The organism is Euzebyella saccharophila (assembly GCF_014855495.1).
Classification (GTDB): Bacteria; Bacteroidota; Bacteroidia; order Flavobacteriales; family Flavobacteriaceae; genus Euzebyella; species Euzebyella saccharophila.
The window spans coordinates 1146774-1165049 of sequence record NZ_JACYFJ010000001.1 but is presented as its reverse complement, the minus strand read 5'-3'; the positions used below and the strand labels follow the sequence as shown (position 1 = coordinate 1165049).

General features: G+C 44.8%; 12 protein-coding genes. All 12 read left to right on the top strand.

The window, feature by feature from the left end:
- Positions 1-104: 104 nt before the first annotated feature.
- Positions 105-4448 carry a CusA/CzcA family heavy metal efflux RND transporter gene (locus tag IL355_RS04905; RefSeq protein WP_192461042.1) on the top strand — a complete coding sequence of 1448 codons (4344 nt, stop codon included), beginning with the start codon at positions 105-107 and terminating at the stop codon, positions 4446-4448.
- A 1-nt stretch (position 4449) separates the two neighbouring features.
- Positions 4450-5649, top strand: a complete 1200-nt coding sequence (locus IL355_RS04900; protein ID WP_192461041.1) for an efflux RND transporter periplasmic adaptor subunit — start codon at positions 4450-4452, stop codon at positions 5647-5649.
- A 14-nt stretch (positions 5650-5663) separates the two neighbouring features.
- Positions 5664-6080 carry a Fur family transcriptional regulator gene (locus IL355_RS04895; protein WP_192461040.1) on the top strand — a complete coding sequence of 139 codons (417 nt, stop codon included), beginning with the start codon at positions 5664-5666 and terminating at the stop codon, positions 6078-6080.
- Between the two features lie 60 nt (positions 6081-6140).
- Positions 6141-6515, top strand: coding sequence for a DUF3703 domain-containing protein (locus IL355_RS04890; protein WP_192461039.1), 375 nt, complete (start codon positions 6141-6143; stop codon positions 6513-6515).
- Complete coding sequence (locus IL355_RS04885) at positions 6512-8479, top strand: heavy metal translocating P-type ATPase (protein ID WP_192461038.1); 1968 nt, start codon at positions 6512-6514, stop codon at positions 8477-8479. The genes IL355_RS04890 and IL355_RS04885 overlap by 4 nt, the downstream gene beginning before the upstream one ends.
- 58 nt (positions 8480-8537) lie before the next feature.
- Positions 8538-8957 carry an HYC_CC_PP family protein gene (locus tag IL355_RS04880; RefSeq protein ID WP_192461037.1) on the top strand — a complete coding sequence of 140 codons (420 nt, stop codon included), beginning with the start codon at positions 8538-8540 and terminating at the stop codon, positions 8955-8957.
- Between the two features lie 117 nt (positions 8958-9074).
- Positions 9075-12827 carry an efflux RND transporter permease subunit gene (locus IL355_RS04875; protein WP_192461036.1) on the top strand — a complete coding sequence of 1251 codons (3753 nt, stop codon included), beginning with the start codon at positions 9075-9077 and terminating at the stop codon, positions 12825-12827.
- A complete protein-coding gene (locus IL355_RS04870) occupies positions 12824-14041 on the top strand; it encodes a TolC family protein (protein ID WP_192461035.1) in 1218 nt (405 codons plus the stop codon). The genes IL355_RS04875 and IL355_RS04870 overlap by 4 nt, the downstream gene beginning before the upstream one ends.
- A gap of 2 nt (positions 14042-14043) precedes the next feature.
- Entirely contained in the window at positions 14044-14610 is a 567-nt protein-coding gene (locus IL355_RS04865; protein WP_013188089.1) for a helix-turn-helix domain-containing protein, read from the top strand.
- 70 nt (positions 14611-14680) lie between these two features.
- Positions 14681-17110, top strand: a complete 2430-nt coding sequence (locus tag IL355_RS04860) for a multicopper oxidase domain-containing protein (RefSeq protein WP_192461034.1) — start codon at positions 14681-14683, stop codon at positions 17108-17110.
- A gap of 30 nt (positions 17111-17140) precedes the next feature.
- A complete protein-coding gene (locus tag IL355_RS04855; RefSeq protein WP_133642515.1) occupies positions 17141-17731 on the top strand; it encodes a DUF3347 domain-containing protein in 591 nt (196 codons plus the stop codon).
- A complete protein-coding gene (locus IL355_RS04850; protein WP_133642516.1) occupies positions 17732-18187 on the top strand; it encodes a heme-binding domain-containing protein in 456 nt (151 codons plus the stop codon).
- Positions 18188-18276 lie beyond the last annotated feature (89 nt).

Below are 18276 nucleotides of genomic sequence, written 5' to 3'. Positions count from 1 at the left end.
TATATCCGGTTTTGAAGTTTTCAACTTTTGAAAACTTCAAAGGTATGTTTGCGCTTGCTCGTGAATGCACCTCAATATTTCAACTGAATTAATACCATTCTTTTATGATTAACAGAATCATTGATTTTTCAATCAATAACAAATTTATTATCGGTCTGCTCACCTTGACACTTATCGGTGCCGGTATCTACAGTATGACCCAGGTTCCCATTGATGCTGTGCCGGATATTACGAATAATCAGGTACAGGTCATCACGCAATCGCCCAATTTGGGTACAGAGGATATAGAGCAGTTCGTGACCTATCCCGTGGAAGTGGCGATGAGCAACTTACCGGACGTTAAGGAAATCCGCTCGGTATCTCGTTTCGGACTTTCCGTGGTAACGGTTGTTTTCGATGATGATATGGGAACCTACCTACCTCGACAGCTCGTTTCCGAAAAACTGACCGAAGTACGCGAACAGATTCCCGAAGGTTTTGGCCAACCGTCCATCGGGCCAATCTCAACGGGGTTGGGCGAAATCTACCAGTACACGCTTGAAGTTGAAGAAGGATACCAAGACGACTACTCGGCTACCGAACTGCGAACAATTCAGGATTGGATTGTCCGCAGGCAAATGGCGATGGTTCCCGGTGTTGTGGAAGTGAATGCATTTGGTGGGAACAAAAAACAATACGAAGTGGCCGTCGACCCAGACGAGTTGCGCGCCATTGGCATTACCATTTCAGACGTCTTCCAGACCCTTGAAAGTAACAACCAGAATACGGGTGGTGCCTATATCGAGCGTAACCATCAGGCCAATTTTATCCGTGGCGAGGGTCTCGCCAGAAGTGTTTCGGATATTGAAAATATGGTCGTCAAGACCGTTGAGGGTATTCCCATTAAAATCAAGGATGTGGGAACTGTACGTATCGGAAGTGCGGTGCGCTATGGTGCATTGACCAAAGATGGTAAGGGCGAGGCCGTTGGTGGGATGATTCTGATGCTGAAAGGGGCAAATTCCAACGAGGTCATCGAAAACGTGACCCAGCGAATGGAACAGATTCAGCAATCATTGCCTAAAGGCGTGGTCATCAAACCGTTCCTCGACCGCAGCGAACTGATTGCCGAAACCACGGGAACGGTGACCACAAACCTATTGGAAGGCGGCCTTATCGTCATCTTCGTGCTGGTACTGCTTTTAGGGAACTGGCGTGGTGGACTGATTGTGGCCTCGACCATTCCCTTATCGCTGCTGTTTGCCTTTATATTGATGAACGTATTTGATGTCTGGGCCAACCTGATGAGCTTGGGGGCCATCGATTTCGGTATCATCGTGGACGGTGCGGTAATCATTGTGGAAGCCACGGTGTTCCTAATGTATTCTTACGTGGCTAAAAAGAATACGGTCAGCTCGGAAAAACGGGATGATATTGCTGCCAAGGCTTCCAAAAAAATGATGAATGCAGCATTTTTCGGTCAACTTATCATCCTTATAGTATTCCTTCCCATATTGGCGTTGGAAGGCGTCGAGGGCAAGATGTTCCAGCCAATGGCACACACGTTCATCTTTGCAATGATTGGTGCGATGCTGCTCTGCCTGACCTATGTGCCGATGGTATCCGCCCTGTTCCTACGATCACCGAAAACCGAGAAGAAGTCTTATGGCGATAGGTTCGTGCATTGGATAGAAAGAAAATACGAACCCTTGCTTACGAAGGCACTTTCAAAGGGAAAAATAGTCGTGGGTATTGCACTTGCCCTTTTTGCGGTGACAATATTTGTCTTTACCAGAATGGGCGGTGAGTTCATTCCACAATTGGACGAGGGCGACATCGCCTTTCACGCCATTTTGAAACCCGGAAGTTCACTCTCGGAAACCATTGAGACCACCACCAAGATAGAACGCATCGTCAAGGCGGAATTTCCCGAGGTGGAAACCGTCCTTAGCCGTATCGGTGTGGCCGATGTTCCGACCGACCCTATGCCGATGGATATTGCCGATGTTTTTGTCATCCTGAAGCCAACCGATGAATGGGTCTCTGCGGAAAGTAAAGATGAACTGGTCAAAAAGATGAAAGATGCCATTAGCATCGTTCCCGGTGTCAATTTTGAGTTTACCCAACCCATCGAAATGCGCTTTAATGAACTACTTACAGGCGTTCGTGAAGACGTTGCTATCAAGCTGTTCGGTGAGGATTTGGATGTGCTGGCAAGTAAGGCCGAAGAAATGGGCAAAATCATTGCGATGGTTCCCGGTGTTGCCGATATGAAAGTCGAGGCCACCGATGGACTGCCGCAAATTACCATTGATTACAACCGAAACAAAGTGGCACAGTACGGCCTGGAAATCGACCAACTTAACAATGTGGTGCAGGCCGCATTTGCGGGCGGTAAGGCAGGTGTGATTTTCGAGGGCGAAAAGCGATTCGATTTGGTAGTTAGATTGCAAAAGGAAAACCGCCAGGATATCGAGGATGTTCAAAACCTCTTCATCAATCTGCCCAACGGTTCCCAGATACCCTTACGGGAAATCGCCGAAGTAAGCTATGAACCCGGACCGATGCAGATAAGCCGGGACAACACCAACCGTAGAACGTATGTGGGCATCAACATCCGTGACAGGGACGTAAAGTCGGTTGTCGAGGACATTCAGGCAAGACTGGATGCGCAGTTTGAGTTGCCCGCAGGCTACTACATACGCTACGGTGGTGCCTTTGAAAATCTGGAACGGGCCAGCAATAGGTTACAGACCGTTGTCCCCATAGCCTTGTTGCTCATTTTCATCCTGATTTATTTCGCACTTAAGTCCTTTCCGCAGACCCTGATGATCTATCTGGCCATCCCTATGGCCACCATAGGCGGTGTGTTCGCTCTCTGGCTCAGGGATATGCCGTTTAGTATTTCCGCAGGGGTCGGTTTCATTGTGCTTTTTGGGGTTGCCGTACTGAACGGATTGGTAATGATAAGCGGGCTCAACGAACTGAAAGAGGAAGGTGTCACCGATTTGAAAGAACGTATCATCGAGGGCACTAAACGACGGGTGCGCCCCATAATGCTCACGGCTTTTACCGATATCCTTGGGTTTCTACCAATGGCGATTTCCGCATCCGCAGGGGCGGAAGTTCAGCGACCATTGGCGACAGTCGTTATTGGTGGATTGATTACATCCACATTGCTGACCCTTTTTATTCTTCCCATTTTCTATCAATGGGTAGAAAAACGTTCGGGACGTAAGGTAAAGGTCAATTCAAAAATCGTAACCGCTTCTGCGGTGGTTTGTTTCTTTTTTGCTTTCGCAGAAGTAGAAGCGCAGCAAGTTCAAAATAACGATATGCTACCCGTTGTTACGTTGGAACAGGCGGTTGAAATTTCCAAGGAAAACTATCCACTCTTGAAAACCAAACAGTTGGAAATCCAAAAGCAAAACGCTTTAAAGGGCACGGCCTATGATTTAGGGAATACCCAAGTGTTCACGGGCGGTGAGGAAGTTTCGGATTGCCAGGGCATCTATACCATAGTAGGCGTCGGCCAACAGAACATCAATCTATTCGGTATCGGTGCAAAGAAGCGGTTGCAAAAACAGCGTATCGCCTTGGCGGAAACTGCATTTGACCTATCCGCACTTCAAGTGGAACAGGAAGTGAAAAAGGCGTGGTCAGAGGCCTATCAGCAACGGCAGAAATTTGAACTCTACCGTGAACTGGATTCCATCTATTCTCAATTTGAAAAAGCCATTGAACTAAACTATAAAGTTGAAGCTATTTCACGTTTGGAATATTCATCGGCAACCAATCAGGCGTTGCAAATCACCAATAAACTGCAACAGGCCGAAAGTGATTACGCCATTGCCCTTCAGAAGCTCAATCTTTGGTTGGTTTCCGACACGTTCTATACCGTTCCCGATAGGTTGGATGAAAGCGAAGTAGCCATATTGGGCTTACCTGAAAGAATAGAAACCCATCCAGAACTGGAACTTTCGCAAAAGCGGATTGAGGAAGCCCAATCCAGCTACCAAGCTGAACGTTCCGATTTGTTGCCCAATCTCAACCTTCAAGGCGGACTGCAACGGGTGAACGGCAGTAGCGGGTTCTATACCTACCAGGCAGGAATATCCCTTCCATTATTTACCGGTACGGAACGCAGTCAGGCCAAGGCAGCCAAAATCCAAAGCGAAATTGCCGAGACCAATGCAGCCTTTGTAAAACGGCAATTGCAATCAGAATACCAACAAGCGTTGCAAGCCTATCTAAAATGGGAAGCATCGTGGCAATTCTATAAGGACAAGGCCTTACCACTTGCCGAGGAACAGCGACAAGGCGCATTGTTAGCGTATAAGGAAGGTGCCGTGGATTATGCCGCATTCACCCAAATTATAAGAGATGCCATACAGACGGAAATGGATGCGCTGGAAACACTCGACAATTATCTTAAATCAGTTTTCGAACTACAATATTTCAAGCAATAAAATGAAGAATTTATCAAAATACACAGTTATTGGTTTGTTGGCGATGCTTTTGGCGTTGACCGCTTGTGGCGAATCCAAAAAAGAATCCGCAGAGAACAACAAAGCCAATGTGGAAACGGAAAAAGAACATTCCGAGGGCGAAGCCGAGGAAGTAATGCTTACGGCCAAACAGTTCGATGCCCTGCAAATGGAAATAGATACCCTGAAAATGCGGAATATGAGCGGGTACGTAGAAGCCAACGGGCAGTTGGAAGTCCCGCCACAGAACGAGGCTACTGTCACAACAGTAGTGGGTGCCAACGTGGTTTCCATCGAGGTCATTGAGGGCGATAAGGTCAGCAAGGGGCAGACCGTCGCCTATTTGTCACACCCCAATATCATCGAAAAACAGACCGATTATCTCGATGCGTTCAGCAATAGCCAGTTTCTCAAGAAAGAATATGAACGGCAAAAAACATTGTATGATGCAGGCGTGGGCAGCGGTGCCAACTTTCAAAAAGCGGAAGCCGAATATCAGGCATCCCGAAGTAAGGTCAATGGCCTTGAAGCACAACTGCAACAATTGAGCATTAGTGCATCCGGTGTGCGGAACGGTACTATATATCAGCGGGTGGCACTTAGAAGTCCCATCGAAGGGTTTGTGGAAAAAGTAGCCATAAAAACCGGCCAGTACGTGGATCCGCAGACCGACCTAATGGAAATTGTGGACACCCATCACGTACACGCAGACCTGATGGTTTTTGAAAAGGATGTCCATAAGGTTAAGGAAGGCCAAAAAGTGGTTTTCAATGTACAGTCAATTCCCGAAAAGGAACTGACTGCCGAAATCTATTCCGTAGGAAAGACCTTTGAACAAAACCCGAAGGCGATTCACGTACACGCCGAAATTGAGAACAAGGAAGGCAACCTGATTCCCGGGATGTACATTCAGGGGTGCATCCAAACGGAAAATACACAAACTAAGGCGATGCCCGAAGCTGCCATAGCCGCGGATAGCGAACGGTTTTTTGTGTTCTCAGCAGAAAAAGAAGGTGATGATTGGTCATTCAAACCCATTGAAGTCACCAAAGGCACCCACGATGGCGATTGGATTGCCATTGATTTTTTGAGCGAACAAGAACCAAATACGCAGTACGCCATAAACAACGCTTATTATCTAATGGCGGAACTAAAAAAGGGCGAAGCCGAACACAGTCATTAAATACTACAAGTACAATGAAAGAAATAGAAAAAAAACTGAATGACAATGGCGTTCGCCCCACGGCGATGAGAATACTTATCTACAAATACCTTGCGGAAAAGGACGTGGCAACCTCGCTCACCGATATTGAGATGGCTTTCGCGAAAGCGGACCGAACTACCCTTTTCAGAACCCTAAAAACCTTTGAAAAACAAGGCGTGGTACACCAGATTGATGACGGCACGGGCGTACAAAAATATGCGCTATGCGAACCGGGCTGCAATTGTGAACTTGAACAAGATTTGCACCTGCATTTCCATTGTAACAATTGCGATGAGACCGTTTGCCTGACCGAACATAAGATTCCGCATATCAACCTGCCGGAAGGCTTTGTGGCAGAGGATGCCAATTTAGTGCTGAAGGGCATTTGCGACAAATGCAGCGGACAATAAATGCACTTCCGTTGCATAGGTCAGATACATACCTTGCACTTTAAAAATGAATTATAAATTATGAAATTTAATACCACCATACCAATAGGCCTTAGAGCACTTTATTTAGATGAAGTGAGCCTATATCGTTCTTCTTTGCAAAGTGGGAATCTGCCCCAAGCTTGGCACCATCTTGAACGTTCCCATATTCTCGGCCAATCTTACCCGTTAGAGCATACCTATACCCATTGGCTAATGTTAAAATTCGGGTTCCGCCAGCGAAACACAAAAGAAGTTCTGGGTCAGGTGTTGCGTCTTTTGGTTGGTGGCTGGAAATCATTTATTGACCACGTACCTATTGGCAATACGGGTGGTAGTAACGTACCGCCTTTGAAAAGAATGGAAATGCCCGAAGACTTAGCCAAAATTTTAAAGAAATACCGAAAAATGCAATGAAAAAGAAAAAAGTAAACTTACGGGATTTAGACCCGAAAGAACATCAAGGTGAGCACAGTCACAATGATGGACACAACCATAGTAGTCACCAAGAAGCATCCAATTTTAAGACCTACCTACCCGCTATTTTCAGCTTTGTTATGCTGATTATTGGTATTGCCGTTGATTATTTTGATACGTTTCCATTCTTCAAGGGATGGCTTCGGATTATTTGGTATACCGTAGCTTACATTCCCGTAGGGTTTCCGGTCATTAAAGAGGGCTGGAACAGTATCAGGAACGGTGATTTTTTTACGGAATTTTTTCTGATGTCCATTGCTACCTTGGGGGCATTTGCCATAGGCGAATATCCCGAAGGTGTGGCCGTAATGCTATTTTATGCCGTGGGCGAACTGTTCCAGAACGCAGCGGTAAATCGGGCGAAGGGAAATATAAAGGCACTTTTGGATGCTCGACCTGATGAGGCTTTGGTTTTCCGAAATGGGGATTTCGTTTCGGTCAATCCCGAAACAGTTGAGATTGGTGAAAGAATTCAGGTTCGCGTAGGCGAAAAAATTCCTTTGGACGGCATTTTACTTTCAGAAAAAGCATCGCTGAACACGGCTGCCATTACCGGTGAAAGCAAACCCGATACCATCGCCAAGAGCGAAAAAGTCTATGCGGGAAGCATCAATTTGGATGGGGTCATTGAAGTAAAAACTACCAAGGAATTTAAGGACAGTTCCATCGCCCGGATTCTGGATATGGTGCAGAATGCCACCGCCCGAAAATCAAAGACGGAACTGTTTATCAGAAAATTTGCCAGGATTTATACGCCCATTGTGGTTTTCCTTGCCATCGGACTGACATTTTTGCCCTATTTCTTCGTGGATGATTACGTATTTCGCGATTGGGTTTATCGTGCCCTGATATTCTTGGTGATTTCCTGTCCCTGTGCCTTGGTCATATCCATTCCCTTGGGCTATTTCGGTGGCCTTGGTGCGGCTTCTCGCAACGGGATTTTGTTCAAGGGTGCATCCTTTCTCGATGCGATGACCAAGGTGAATACCGTGGTAATGGACAAGACGGGTACCGTCACAAAAGGGGTTTTCAAGATTAAGGAAGTGGTCAACAAATCCGCTTTTGCAGAAGCGGAATTTATGCAATATCTGATGGCGATGGAAGAACAATCCACCCATCCCATTGCAAAGGCAATTCTGGAATATAAGGCCGATGGTGCCGATTTTGAAGCGACCGAAGTTTCCGAAGTGGCAGGAAAAGGACTGAAAGGTACGGTCAACGGAAAGCAAGTATTGGTCGGCAATAAGGCTTTGATGGTTTCCAACGGCATCGAAGTTCCCTCTGAAACCGATACCATAGTCGAATCCATAGTAATGGTAGCCATCGATAAAAAATTTGCCGGATATGTGACGATTGCCGATGAACTGAAGGAAGATGCCCACCAAGCCATCAAACAGATACGAGAGGCGGGTATCTCTAAAATCATAATGCTCTCGGGCGACAAGGATTCCATTACCCAAAAGGTTTCCAAAGAATTGAATATCGATTGGGCAAAAGGAGGTCTACTACCGGAAGATAAACTGACCGAGGTTGAAGAACTGAAAAAAAAACCTGACACCACAGTTGCCTTTATGGGTGATGGCATCAATGATGCGCCCGTACTCGCTGCAAGCAATGTGGGTATCGCAATGGGCGGTTTGGGAAGCGATGTGGCCATCGAAACCGCAGATGTCATCATACAGACCGACCAACCAAGCAAGATTGCCACGGCGGTTAAAATCGGTCGTTCTACCCGAAAAATTGTTTGGCAGAATATCGGTTTGGCATTCGGGGTAAAAATTATCGTGCTTATTCTGGGCGCAGGTGGACTTGCCACAATGTGGGAAGCGGTCTTTGCCGATGTTGGGGTAGCATTATTGGCAATTTTTAATGCGGTGCGGTTGCAGAAAAAGAGTTGGGGCTAGTTGATTAAAATTCCGTTAAACCCAACAAAAACTGTTAAAATTTTGTAATTTTGCATCGATGAAAAAGGTTTTCCATAAAATATTATCCGTTTTGATGGCTTTTGTAGTGATGTTAACTACGATGTCGTATACGGTGGATATGCACTATTGTGGGGACTCTCTGGTCGATTTTAGTCTTTTTACAAAAGCCGAAGGTTGTGGGATGGAAAAAGCACAGCCGGCCAAAAGCTGTGAAAATCCTTCGATGACCGAAAAATCTTGTTGTACCGACCAACAGATTGTCAAGGAAGGACAAGACGACCTAAAAACTTCATTCAACAAACTGACATTCGAGCAACAGACTTTCGTTGCCACATTTTTCTACACCTATATCAATCTCTTTGAAGGACTTGATGAAAACATCGTTCCCTTCAAGGATTACTCGCCCCCCTTTATTGAACGGGACGTTCAGATACTTTACGAGACCTATTTAATTTGATTTTTAGACAGTAACCTTCCAGCCCTGCGGTAATTCCGTTTAGGGCACATTTTGTTGTATTCGATTTTCAGAATTGCAACAAACCACCATTGTATAACTGTCTAATTATCATTTTATATGCTGAACAAAGGCATAAAATTCCTTATAGAAAATAAGCTCGTTGCGGTACTGATGCTCGCCCTTTTTGTGGGTTGGGGTATCGTGAACGCACCCTTTAATTGGGACACCGGAATATTGCCCAATGACCCTGTGGCCGTGGATGCCATACCGGACATAGGCGAAAACCAACAAATTGTTTTCACCAAATGGCAAGGGCGTTCACCGCAGGATATCGAGGACCAGATTACCTACCCGCTTACCACTTCCCTTCTTGGAATACCTGGCGTCAAGACCATACGTAGTTCCTCGATGTTCGGGTTTTCGAGCATCTACATCATTTTTGAAGAGGAAATCGAATTCTACTGGTCGCGTAGCCGCATCCTCGAAAAGCTCAATTCGTTACCCAGCGGTCTGTTACCTGAAGGTGTTAATCCCGCCTTGGGCCCGGATGCCACGGGATTGGGACAGATTTTCTGGTACACCTTGGAAGGGCGTGACAAGGATGGGAACGTTACGGGCGGTTGGGACTTGCAGGAACTTCGCAGCATACAGGATTACTACGTAAAATATGCGCTCTCTTCTGCAAGTGGTGTGAGCGAAGTGGCTTCCATAGGTGGCTATGTACAGGAATACCAAGTGGACGTTGACCCTGAAAAGATGCGGCAGTACAACATCGGTCTAGCAGATATCGTAAAAGCCGTAAAGGAAAGTAATCAAGACATCGGTGCGCAGACCTTGGAAATGAACAAGGCCGAATACCTGGTACGCGGTCTGGGTTATGTAAAATCCATTGCCGATATAGAAAATGCCGTCGTCAATTCCGAGAATTTCACGTCTATCAGAATTAAGGACATTGGTAAAGTCCACCTAGGGCCTGCGACACGTCGAGGCATTTTGGACAAGGAAGGTGCCGAAGTCGTGGGCGGTGTGGTGGTAGCCCGCTACGGTGCCAATCCGCTGGAAGTCATCAATAACGTCAAAGACCAAATCGACGAGGTAAGCTCGGGACTTCCCACAAAGGAATTGGCAGACGGTCGAACTTCGCAAGTAACCATCGTTCCCTTTTATGACCGGACCGAACTCATTCAGGAAACCTTGGGTACGCTTAACGAGGCCCTGACCTTGGAAATCCTGATTACCATTTTGGTCATCATTATAATGGTATTCAATTTAAGGGCATCCATATTGATTTCAGGGTTATTGCCCGTGGCCGTCCTGATGGTTTTCATTACGATGAAGCTCTTTAACGTGGATGCGAACATCGTGGCACTCTCGGGTATCGCCATTGCCATTGGTACGATGGTGGATGTCGGGGTCATCCTTGCCGAAAATATGATTCGACATCTGGAAGACGAAGACTTACGGGTAAACGAAAACGGTCAACCTTATACGACAAACGAAGTCGTGTACAATGCCACTGCCGAAGTTTCCGGTGCTATCGTTACTGCGGTAATGACTACGATTATCAGTTTCCTGCCCGTGTTTACGATGATAGGTGCAGAAGGGAAACTCTTCCGACCGTTGGCGTTTACCAAAACAATGGCACTGGCCGCAGCACTGGTTATTGCGCTATTTCTTATCCCGCCATTCGCAGCCACTTTCTTTAGAAAAACCGAAATGCGAGAACGGCTCAAATATGCCATCAATGGGCTTTTAATTTTATTGGGAATTACCGCCATGATTTTTGGGTATTGGATAGGATTAGTACTCGTTGCTTTTGGCGCGGTGGCCATTTTATCGATACGTGTTTCGCTTTCGCGGAAGCAAAAAAATCTTATAAATACCACTATTGCCACCATCGCAGTTGTTTTCCTATTGGCCGAGTACTGGCGACCGCTTGGCTTCGACCGCAGGCTAATTATGAACCTGATTTTTGTAGCAGTAAGCTGTTTTGGCGTCCTGGGCATCTTTTCGCTACTCAGAAAGTACTACGATAGCATCTTGAAATGGGCTTTGCAAAACAGATTGCTGTTCTTGATAATTCCCACAACATTGCTCGTTCTCGGTTTCTTCATTATGCGCAACACGGGCAAGGAATTTATGCCCGCGCTCAACGAGGGTTCGTTCCTGTTGATGCCTACCTCGCTACCGCACTCTGGCGTAGAGGAAAACAAAAGGGTTTTACAACAATTGGATATGGCCGTGGCCACTATCCCTGAAATCGAAACTGTGGTCGGAAAGGCGGGTCGCACCGAATCCGCCCTCGACCCGGCACCACTCTCGATGTACGAAAACGTGATTCAGTACAAGTCCGAATATATGCGCAACGCATCAGGGGAACGGCAACGCTATCGGGTAAATGATGACGGACTGTTTGTACTGAAGAACGACAAATTCATTATCAATCCGAACAACGAGATAGATGAAGATGCCAACTATGACGAAATATCGCTAAAAACTACTGCCACACGCGAAGACTTGATTGAAGATGAAGATGGCGAGTACTACCGAAATTGGCGACCAGACATCGAGAGTCCAGATGATATTTGGAACGAGATAGTTCGAGTAACCAAACTACCAGGCGTGACATCTGCACCCAAGTTGCAACCCATCGAAACACGTTTGGTAATGCTACAAACGGGAATGCGTGCGCCTATGGGCATCAAGGTAAAAGGTCCGGATTTAAAGTCCATAGAAAATTTTGGACTGCAACTGGAAGACATCTTGAAACAAGCCGAAGGCGTTAAAGAACAAGCTGTCTTTGCAGACCGTATCGTGGGCAAACCCTACTTGCTCATCGATATTAAACGAGACCAATTGGCTCGATATGGCATATCCATTATGGACGTGCAGGAAATCCTTCAAGTGGCCGTGGGCGGTATGCCACTAACGCAAACCGTGGAAGGCCGTGAACGCTACGCCGTGCGTGTCCGCTATCCAAGAGAATTACGGGCAAATCCAGACGACTTGCGTAATATCTATGTTCCCGTTGAAAAAGGAAGTCCTGTACCGCTGGGCGAATTGGTAGATATACGCTACGAACAAGGTCCACAAGTTATTAAGAGCGAAGACACTTTTCTAATTGGCTACGTGCTGTTTGACAAGCTCGACGGCTTTGCCGAAGTGGATGTGGTGGAAAACGCACAGGCCTTGATTCAGGACAAAATAGAAAATGGTGAACTGACCGTTCCCAAAGGCATTAGCTATAAGTTCACCGGAACCTATGAAAACCAGCTGCGAGCCGAGAAAACCCTGTCTATCGTGGTTCCGTTGTGCTTGATTATCATATTCCTCATTTTATACTTTCAGTTCAAATCGGTCACCACCTCATTAATGGTATTTACGGGCATCGCCATAGCCTTTGCAGGTGGCTTTGTGATGATTTGGCTGTACGGTCAGGACTGGTTTCTCAATTTCAGTTTGTTCGGTGAAAACCTACGTGAACTGTTTAATATCAAGACCATCAACCTGAGCGTTGCGGTTTGGGTCGGGTTTATTGCCCTTTTCGGAATCGCTACGGATGACGGTGTGGTGATGGCGACCTATCTCGACCAGAGTTTTGAGAAGGAAAAACCGAATGACAAACCAGGCATTCGTCAAGCTACCCTTGAAGCGGCCGGCAAGCGTATCCGTCCCTGTTTGATGACGACCGTAACGACTGTTCTTGCCTTGTTGCCCGTACTCACATCCACAGGAAAAGGAAGCGACATAATGATTCCTATGGCCATCCCCATTGTGGGCGGGATGCTTATTGATGTAACCTCATATTTCCTGTTGCCCGTATTGTACAGCTGGCGGGAAGAATACCAACTTAAACGAGCGAGCAAATGAAAAATGTAAAAATCATCATCGGATTATTGCTTGTTTCCGCTTTCGCAAAAGCACAGGAACTGCAATCCTACATTCAGGAAGCGGAAGCGAACAATCCCGTTATCCAAGCATACGAACTTCGATACAACATCGCACAGGAAAAGGTCAACGAAGTCACTACGCTACCTAATACTGTGGTAAGCGCAGGATACTTTGTAAGCGAGCCCGAAACCCGAACGGGTGCGCAACGTGCACGATTTTCAATTTCGCAGATGTTGCCTTGGTTCGGAACGATAACGGCAAGGGAAAACTATGCGAGTTCAATGGCAGAAACCGAGTTTGTAGAAATCGCCATTGCCAAACGAAAATTGGCACTTTCGATCGCCCAATCCTACTATCAACTGTATTCCATCAAGGCGAAACAGGATATATTGAACGAAAACATCCAACTGCTACAAACCTACGAACGGTTGGCATTGACATCGGTTGAAGTTGGGAAGGCCTCTGCGGTCGATGTTCTACGATTGCAGATTCGGCAGAACGAACTGCAACAACAAAAAGAGGTCCTGCAGGAAGAGTATTTGGCGGAACAGGCCAGCTTCAACAATCTTTTGAACCGAAAGGAAAGTATCGCCGTGGAAGTTGTTCAAGAAATGACCATCCCGACGGAAGACCCGATATATAGACAAGAAGGCTTGGCACTCAATCCGGAACTGCTCAAATACGATAGACTTTACGAGTCCATCGAGCAATCGGAACTGCTGAACCAAAAGGAAAGTGCGCCGAACATCGGTTTTGGATTGGATTATGTACCCGTTTCCGAACGTCCCGATATGACCTTTAGCGATAACGGCAAGGATATCGTGATGCCAATGGTCTCATTATCAATCCCCATTTTCAACAACCGTTACAAATCCATTTCAAAGCAAAACGAACTGCGACAGCAAGAAATAGAAACCCAACGGGAACAGCGATTGAATGTGCTGGAATCCGCTTTCGCGAAAGCACAATCACAACGCAACCAAGCACGCATCGCTTATAGCACCCAAGACCGCAACCTGAAGCAAGCGCAAGATGCCGAAGAAATTCTGGTTAAGAACTATGAAACTGGCACTATCGATTTTAACGATGTGTTGGATATTCAAGAGTTGCAGTTGAAGTTTCAAATGAATCAAATCGATTCGGTGCAAATGTACTATGTACAATCGGCCATTATTAACTATTTAATCAACTAATTATGGTCAAGGATTTTTACATAAAGAATATGGTATGTGATAGATGCATCAAGGTTTTAAGGGATGTACTGGATAAACAAACTATCGAATTGTTACAAATCGAATTGGGTCGTTTGCGCCTAAACATCGAGAGCGATGATGAAATCGAAAAATTGAAAACTTTACTTGAAAGTAATGGATTTTCCCTAATTGGCAGTACCGAAGAAAAACTCACAGAGCAGGTTAAGGTAGAACTGATTAAAGCATTACAAAAATTGCCTTTGGAACTCGATAAGAAATTATCCGCTCACTTAGCCGATGCATTGGGTCACGAGTATTCTAAAATCAGTAAGGTCTTTTCAATTACCGAAGGCATTACCATTGAGAAGTACTTCATCAAATTGAAAATAGAAAAGGTAAAGGAACTGGTACAGGCCAAGGAACTCAACTTTACAGAAATGGCACAGCTGCTGGATTATAGCCATATCAACCATTTGAGTGGCCAGTTTAAAAGCGAAACGGGTATGAGCCTGACCGAGTATAAATCACAACAGAAAAACTTTAGGAATTCATTGGACAAAATTGTATAGATAACAACCATAATTATGACACAAGCTGTTGATTTACAGCAGTAATTTTATCCAAATAAAATTAAGAACTATGAAATATAAAATCACATTACTTCTAACAATGCTTATCACTTTTGGTGCAAAAGCCCAATTGGTAGCGAATGAAACTGAAGAAAATGTTGACAACTGGCCAGAACGGATTTATGACCTTACTATAGATTATAAAACCGTAAACTTTACGGGCAAGGATGTACAGGCAATGACCATTAATGGTGGCATACCTGGTCCCAATCTCGAGTTCAACGAAGGCGAGTTTGCCATTATCAACGTTACCAATAAAATGGATGTGGAAACATCTGTCCATTGGCACGGGATGATATTACCTAATTTCCACGATGGCGTACCGTATTTGACCACACCACCTATCCGTCCAGGGGAAACCTTTCAATACAAGTTTGCATTGAAACAATCTGGAACCTATTGGTATCATTCCCATACTGGGTTACAGGAACAACGTGGGGTGTATGGTTCATTACAGATAAATCCAAAGGAAACCGATTTAGAATATGACAAAGATTTGGTCTTAGTGCTTTCGGATTGGGTAGATGAAAATCCACAATCTCAACTTAAAAATTTGAAGCGTGGCAATGAGTGGTATTTAATTAAAAAAGGTCAGGTTCAAAGTCTGGATAAATTAATTGCCCAAGGCGCAGTAGGTGCCAAGTTAAAGATGGCGTGGCAACGTATGCCAGATATGGCTATTTCAGATAATTATTTTGACAAGTTTTTTATCAATGGTGGTACTTCACAGGAATATCCAGATTTTCAGCCCGGCGAGCGCGTGAGGCTTCGATTTGTAAACGCAGCCGCAGCGTCTTATTTCTGGCTCACATTTGGTGGCGAAGACCCAATGCTCGTATCTGCCGATGGACTTGATGTGGTTCCAGTAGAACATAACAAAACTTTGATTGGCGTTGCCGAAACCTATGATTTTATAGTGACGATTCCAGAAAGTGGAAAACTTCAAGTAAGAGCTACGGCACAGGATGGTTCTGGCGAAGCTTCGGCATTTATAGGAACTGGAAATGTACTGGAAGCACCTGTAGTTCCAGAACCTAATCTTATAAAGAATATGAAGCAAATGATGTCTATGGGTATGAAGATGGGCGCACCTGCTTCAAAATTTAATCCTTCAAAAAACGATTCCATTCAAGTAATGGAAAAGTACAAAATGGATATGGGCGGAATGCAGATGAATAGTATGTCTATGATGGATGATAATATGAAAAAGGGTGAAATGGAAATGGATTCTACCAAGATGGCTCACAATAAAATGGACCATTCAAAAATGGATATGAAGGATGATAAAATGAAAATGTCCAAGTCAGAAATGAAGATGAACAAAGGCAAGGCCAATATGAAAATGGATGGCGGTATGGATATGGGCGAAATGAAAATGGGATATATGGTGCCAAAAGATAAAGTGGTAGGCGATAATATGAAAACGGGTGGTAATCCCGAGTTCAATTACAACTACTTAAGGGCTAAAGAACCTACCGAATTTGAAAACGATAAGCCCGTAAAGGAAATGCTTTTCAACCTTACAGGAAATATGAACCGCTACGTCTGGTCTATCAACGGTGTGCCCCTTTCAGAAACAGATAAGATAAAAATCGAGCAAGGCGAAGTCGTGCGTATCACACTTAACAATCTCACGATGATGCACCACCCTATGCACTTGCACGGCCACTTCTTTAGAGTATTGAACGAGAACGGTGAGTATTCACCACTAAAGCATACTGTTAACGTGGCACCAATGCAAAAAGTCGTATTTGAGTTTGCCGCTGATGAAACTGGTGATTGGTTTTTCCATTGTCACATCCTTTATCATATGATGAGCGGTATGGCAAGGGTTTTCAGTTACGATACACCTCGTGACGAACGATTAGAAGGCTACCCACTTACTAACCTTACCAACGAAGCAGACCACATATTCACTTGGGGCGAAATCACGGCTGCAAGTCATATGACCGAGCTTTACGCTACTGCAACAAATATCAGAAATCAATTTGCACTAAGGGGCGAATATGGATGGAACAAAAATCTGGAAGCCGAGTTTACCTACGAGCGCTATCTCAATGATTACTTCCGAGTTTTTGGTGGTGTAAATGTAGAGAATGAAGGTGAGGACAGCCTTGAAGAAATAAACACAACCGCCATTGCTGGTGTACGATGGTTAATGCCATTGCTCATTAATTCAGATTTCAGAATTGACAGCAAACTGCGTCCACAGATAAGTTTTAGTACGGGCTTTATGATTTTTCCCCACCTTGGAATTTATGGCGAGTATGAATACCAGATGGACTTTGGCTGGGACGGCAAATTACCCGAAGGTCAGGACTTTGAAGAAGAAACCACGTGGCAAGTTGGACTTGAATACGTATTGAGCCGTGACTTCTCATTAATGGGAAGCTATGACAACCGCTTTGGCGCTGGTGGTGGACTCTCATTAAGATTTTAGAACAATTATTAACTTAAATAAATAACAAAAATGAAAACAGTAAAAAGAACAATAGGTACAATGGCACTTGCTGCTATAATGGTGTTAACGGTTTCCTGCAAGGATGGAAACAAAAATGAACCTGCTGCACCTATGAGCAACGAGATGCACCAAGAATCTATGGATGACAAAGACAATATGGCAATGAATGACAACCAAGATGCAAAAGCAGTCCTACAAGACTACTTTAAACTAAAAGATGCACTTGTCGAGACGAATAATGACAAAGCAAAACAATTGGGTGCCACGCTGGCAAGCACTTTAGGCAGTTTTGATGCATCGAGCTATTCAGATAACGAGCAACAAGAACTCAAGGATATTTTGGAAGACGCAATTGAACACGCAGAACACATTTCAGAAAGTGATATGGCACACCAACGTGAGCACTTTAAGATATTAAGCAAGGATGTTACCGATATGGTTGCCATTACCGGAACTGAGATGAAGATATACGAGCAATTCTGCCCTATGTATAAGAATAATGAGGGTGGTGCTTGGCTTAGTATGAACGAAGAAATTAGAAACCCCTATTTCGGTGACAAAATGTTGAAATGCGGTAAAGTACAGCGTGAAATCAACTAATTGAAGTTTATAAAAATCATAGCGTGGCTTGCCCTTGTGGCATTGATAGTGATTCAGTTCTTTCCAATAACCCTGAACGAGAGCGATACTGTACCGCAAAGTGATTTTATGGTCGAAAATCAAGTGCCTGCAACGATAAAAAATCGGTTGCAGGTTTCTTGCTACGATTGCCACAGTAATAATACAGATTATCCGTGGTATAGTAAGATACAGCCTGCGGCTTGGTATCTGGAAGACCACATACAAGAAGGTAAGGACGAACTTAATTTTAATGAATGGGCAGAATATTCAGACCGGCGAAAGAACAGTAAACTTCGGTCTATCATAAGCCAAATTGAAGAAGATAAAATGCCATTGGATTCTTATACACTCATTCACAAGGATGCAATTCTTTCAGATGAAGATAAGAGGGTGATAATAGATTATATGACAGCGTTAAAAGACAGTTTGGAATAAAGTCCTGATATGGGAAGGGAAAGTTGATGGTTGGTTAGTTAGTAGCCCTTCCCTTGTCAGGCACAATAAAAAATATTAGAAAAATGAAT

Coding starts and splice junctions, on each gene's coding strand:
- IL355_RS04860 (WP_192461034.1), top strand. CDS start 14,681: ATGAAATATAAAATCACATTACTTCTAACAATGCTTATCACTTTTGGT.
- IL355_RS04875 (WP_192461036.1), top strand. CDS start 9,075: ATGCTGAACAAAGGCATAAAATTCCTTATAGAAAATAAGCTCGTTGCG.
- IL355_RS04905 (WP_192461042.1), top strand. CDS start 105: ATGATTAACAGAATCATTGATTTTTCAATCAATAACAAATTTATTATC.
- IL355_RS04890 (WP_192461039.1), top strand. CDS start 6,141: ATGAAATTTAATACCACCATACCAATAGGCCTTAGAGCACTTTATTTA.
- IL355_RS04870 (WP_192461035.1), top strand. CDS start 12,824: ATGAAAAATGTAAAAATCATCATCGGATTATTGCTTGTTTCCGCTTTC.
- IL355_RS04900 (WP_192461041.1), top strand. CDS start 4,450: ATGAAGAATTTATCAAAATACACAGTTATTGGTTTGTTGGCGATGCTT.
- IL355_RS04880 (WP_192461037.1), top strand. CDS start 8,538: ATGAAAAAGGTTTTCCATAAAATATTATCCGTTTTGATGGCTTTTGTA.
- IL355_RS04855 (WP_133642515.1), top strand. CDS start 17,141: ATGAAAACAGTAAAAAGAACAATAGGTACAATGGCACTTGCTGCTATA.
- IL355_RS04865 (WP_013188089.1), top strand. CDS start 14,044: ATGGTCAAGGATTTTTACATAAAGAATATGGTATGTGATAGATGCATC.
- IL355_RS04885 (WP_192461038.1), top strand. CDS start 6,512: ATGAAAAAGAAAAAAGTAAACTTACGGGATTTAGACCCGAAAGAACAT.
- IL355_RS04895 (WP_192461040.1), top strand. CDS start 5,664: ATGAAAGAAATAGAAAAAAAACTGAATGACAATGGCGTTCGCCCCACG.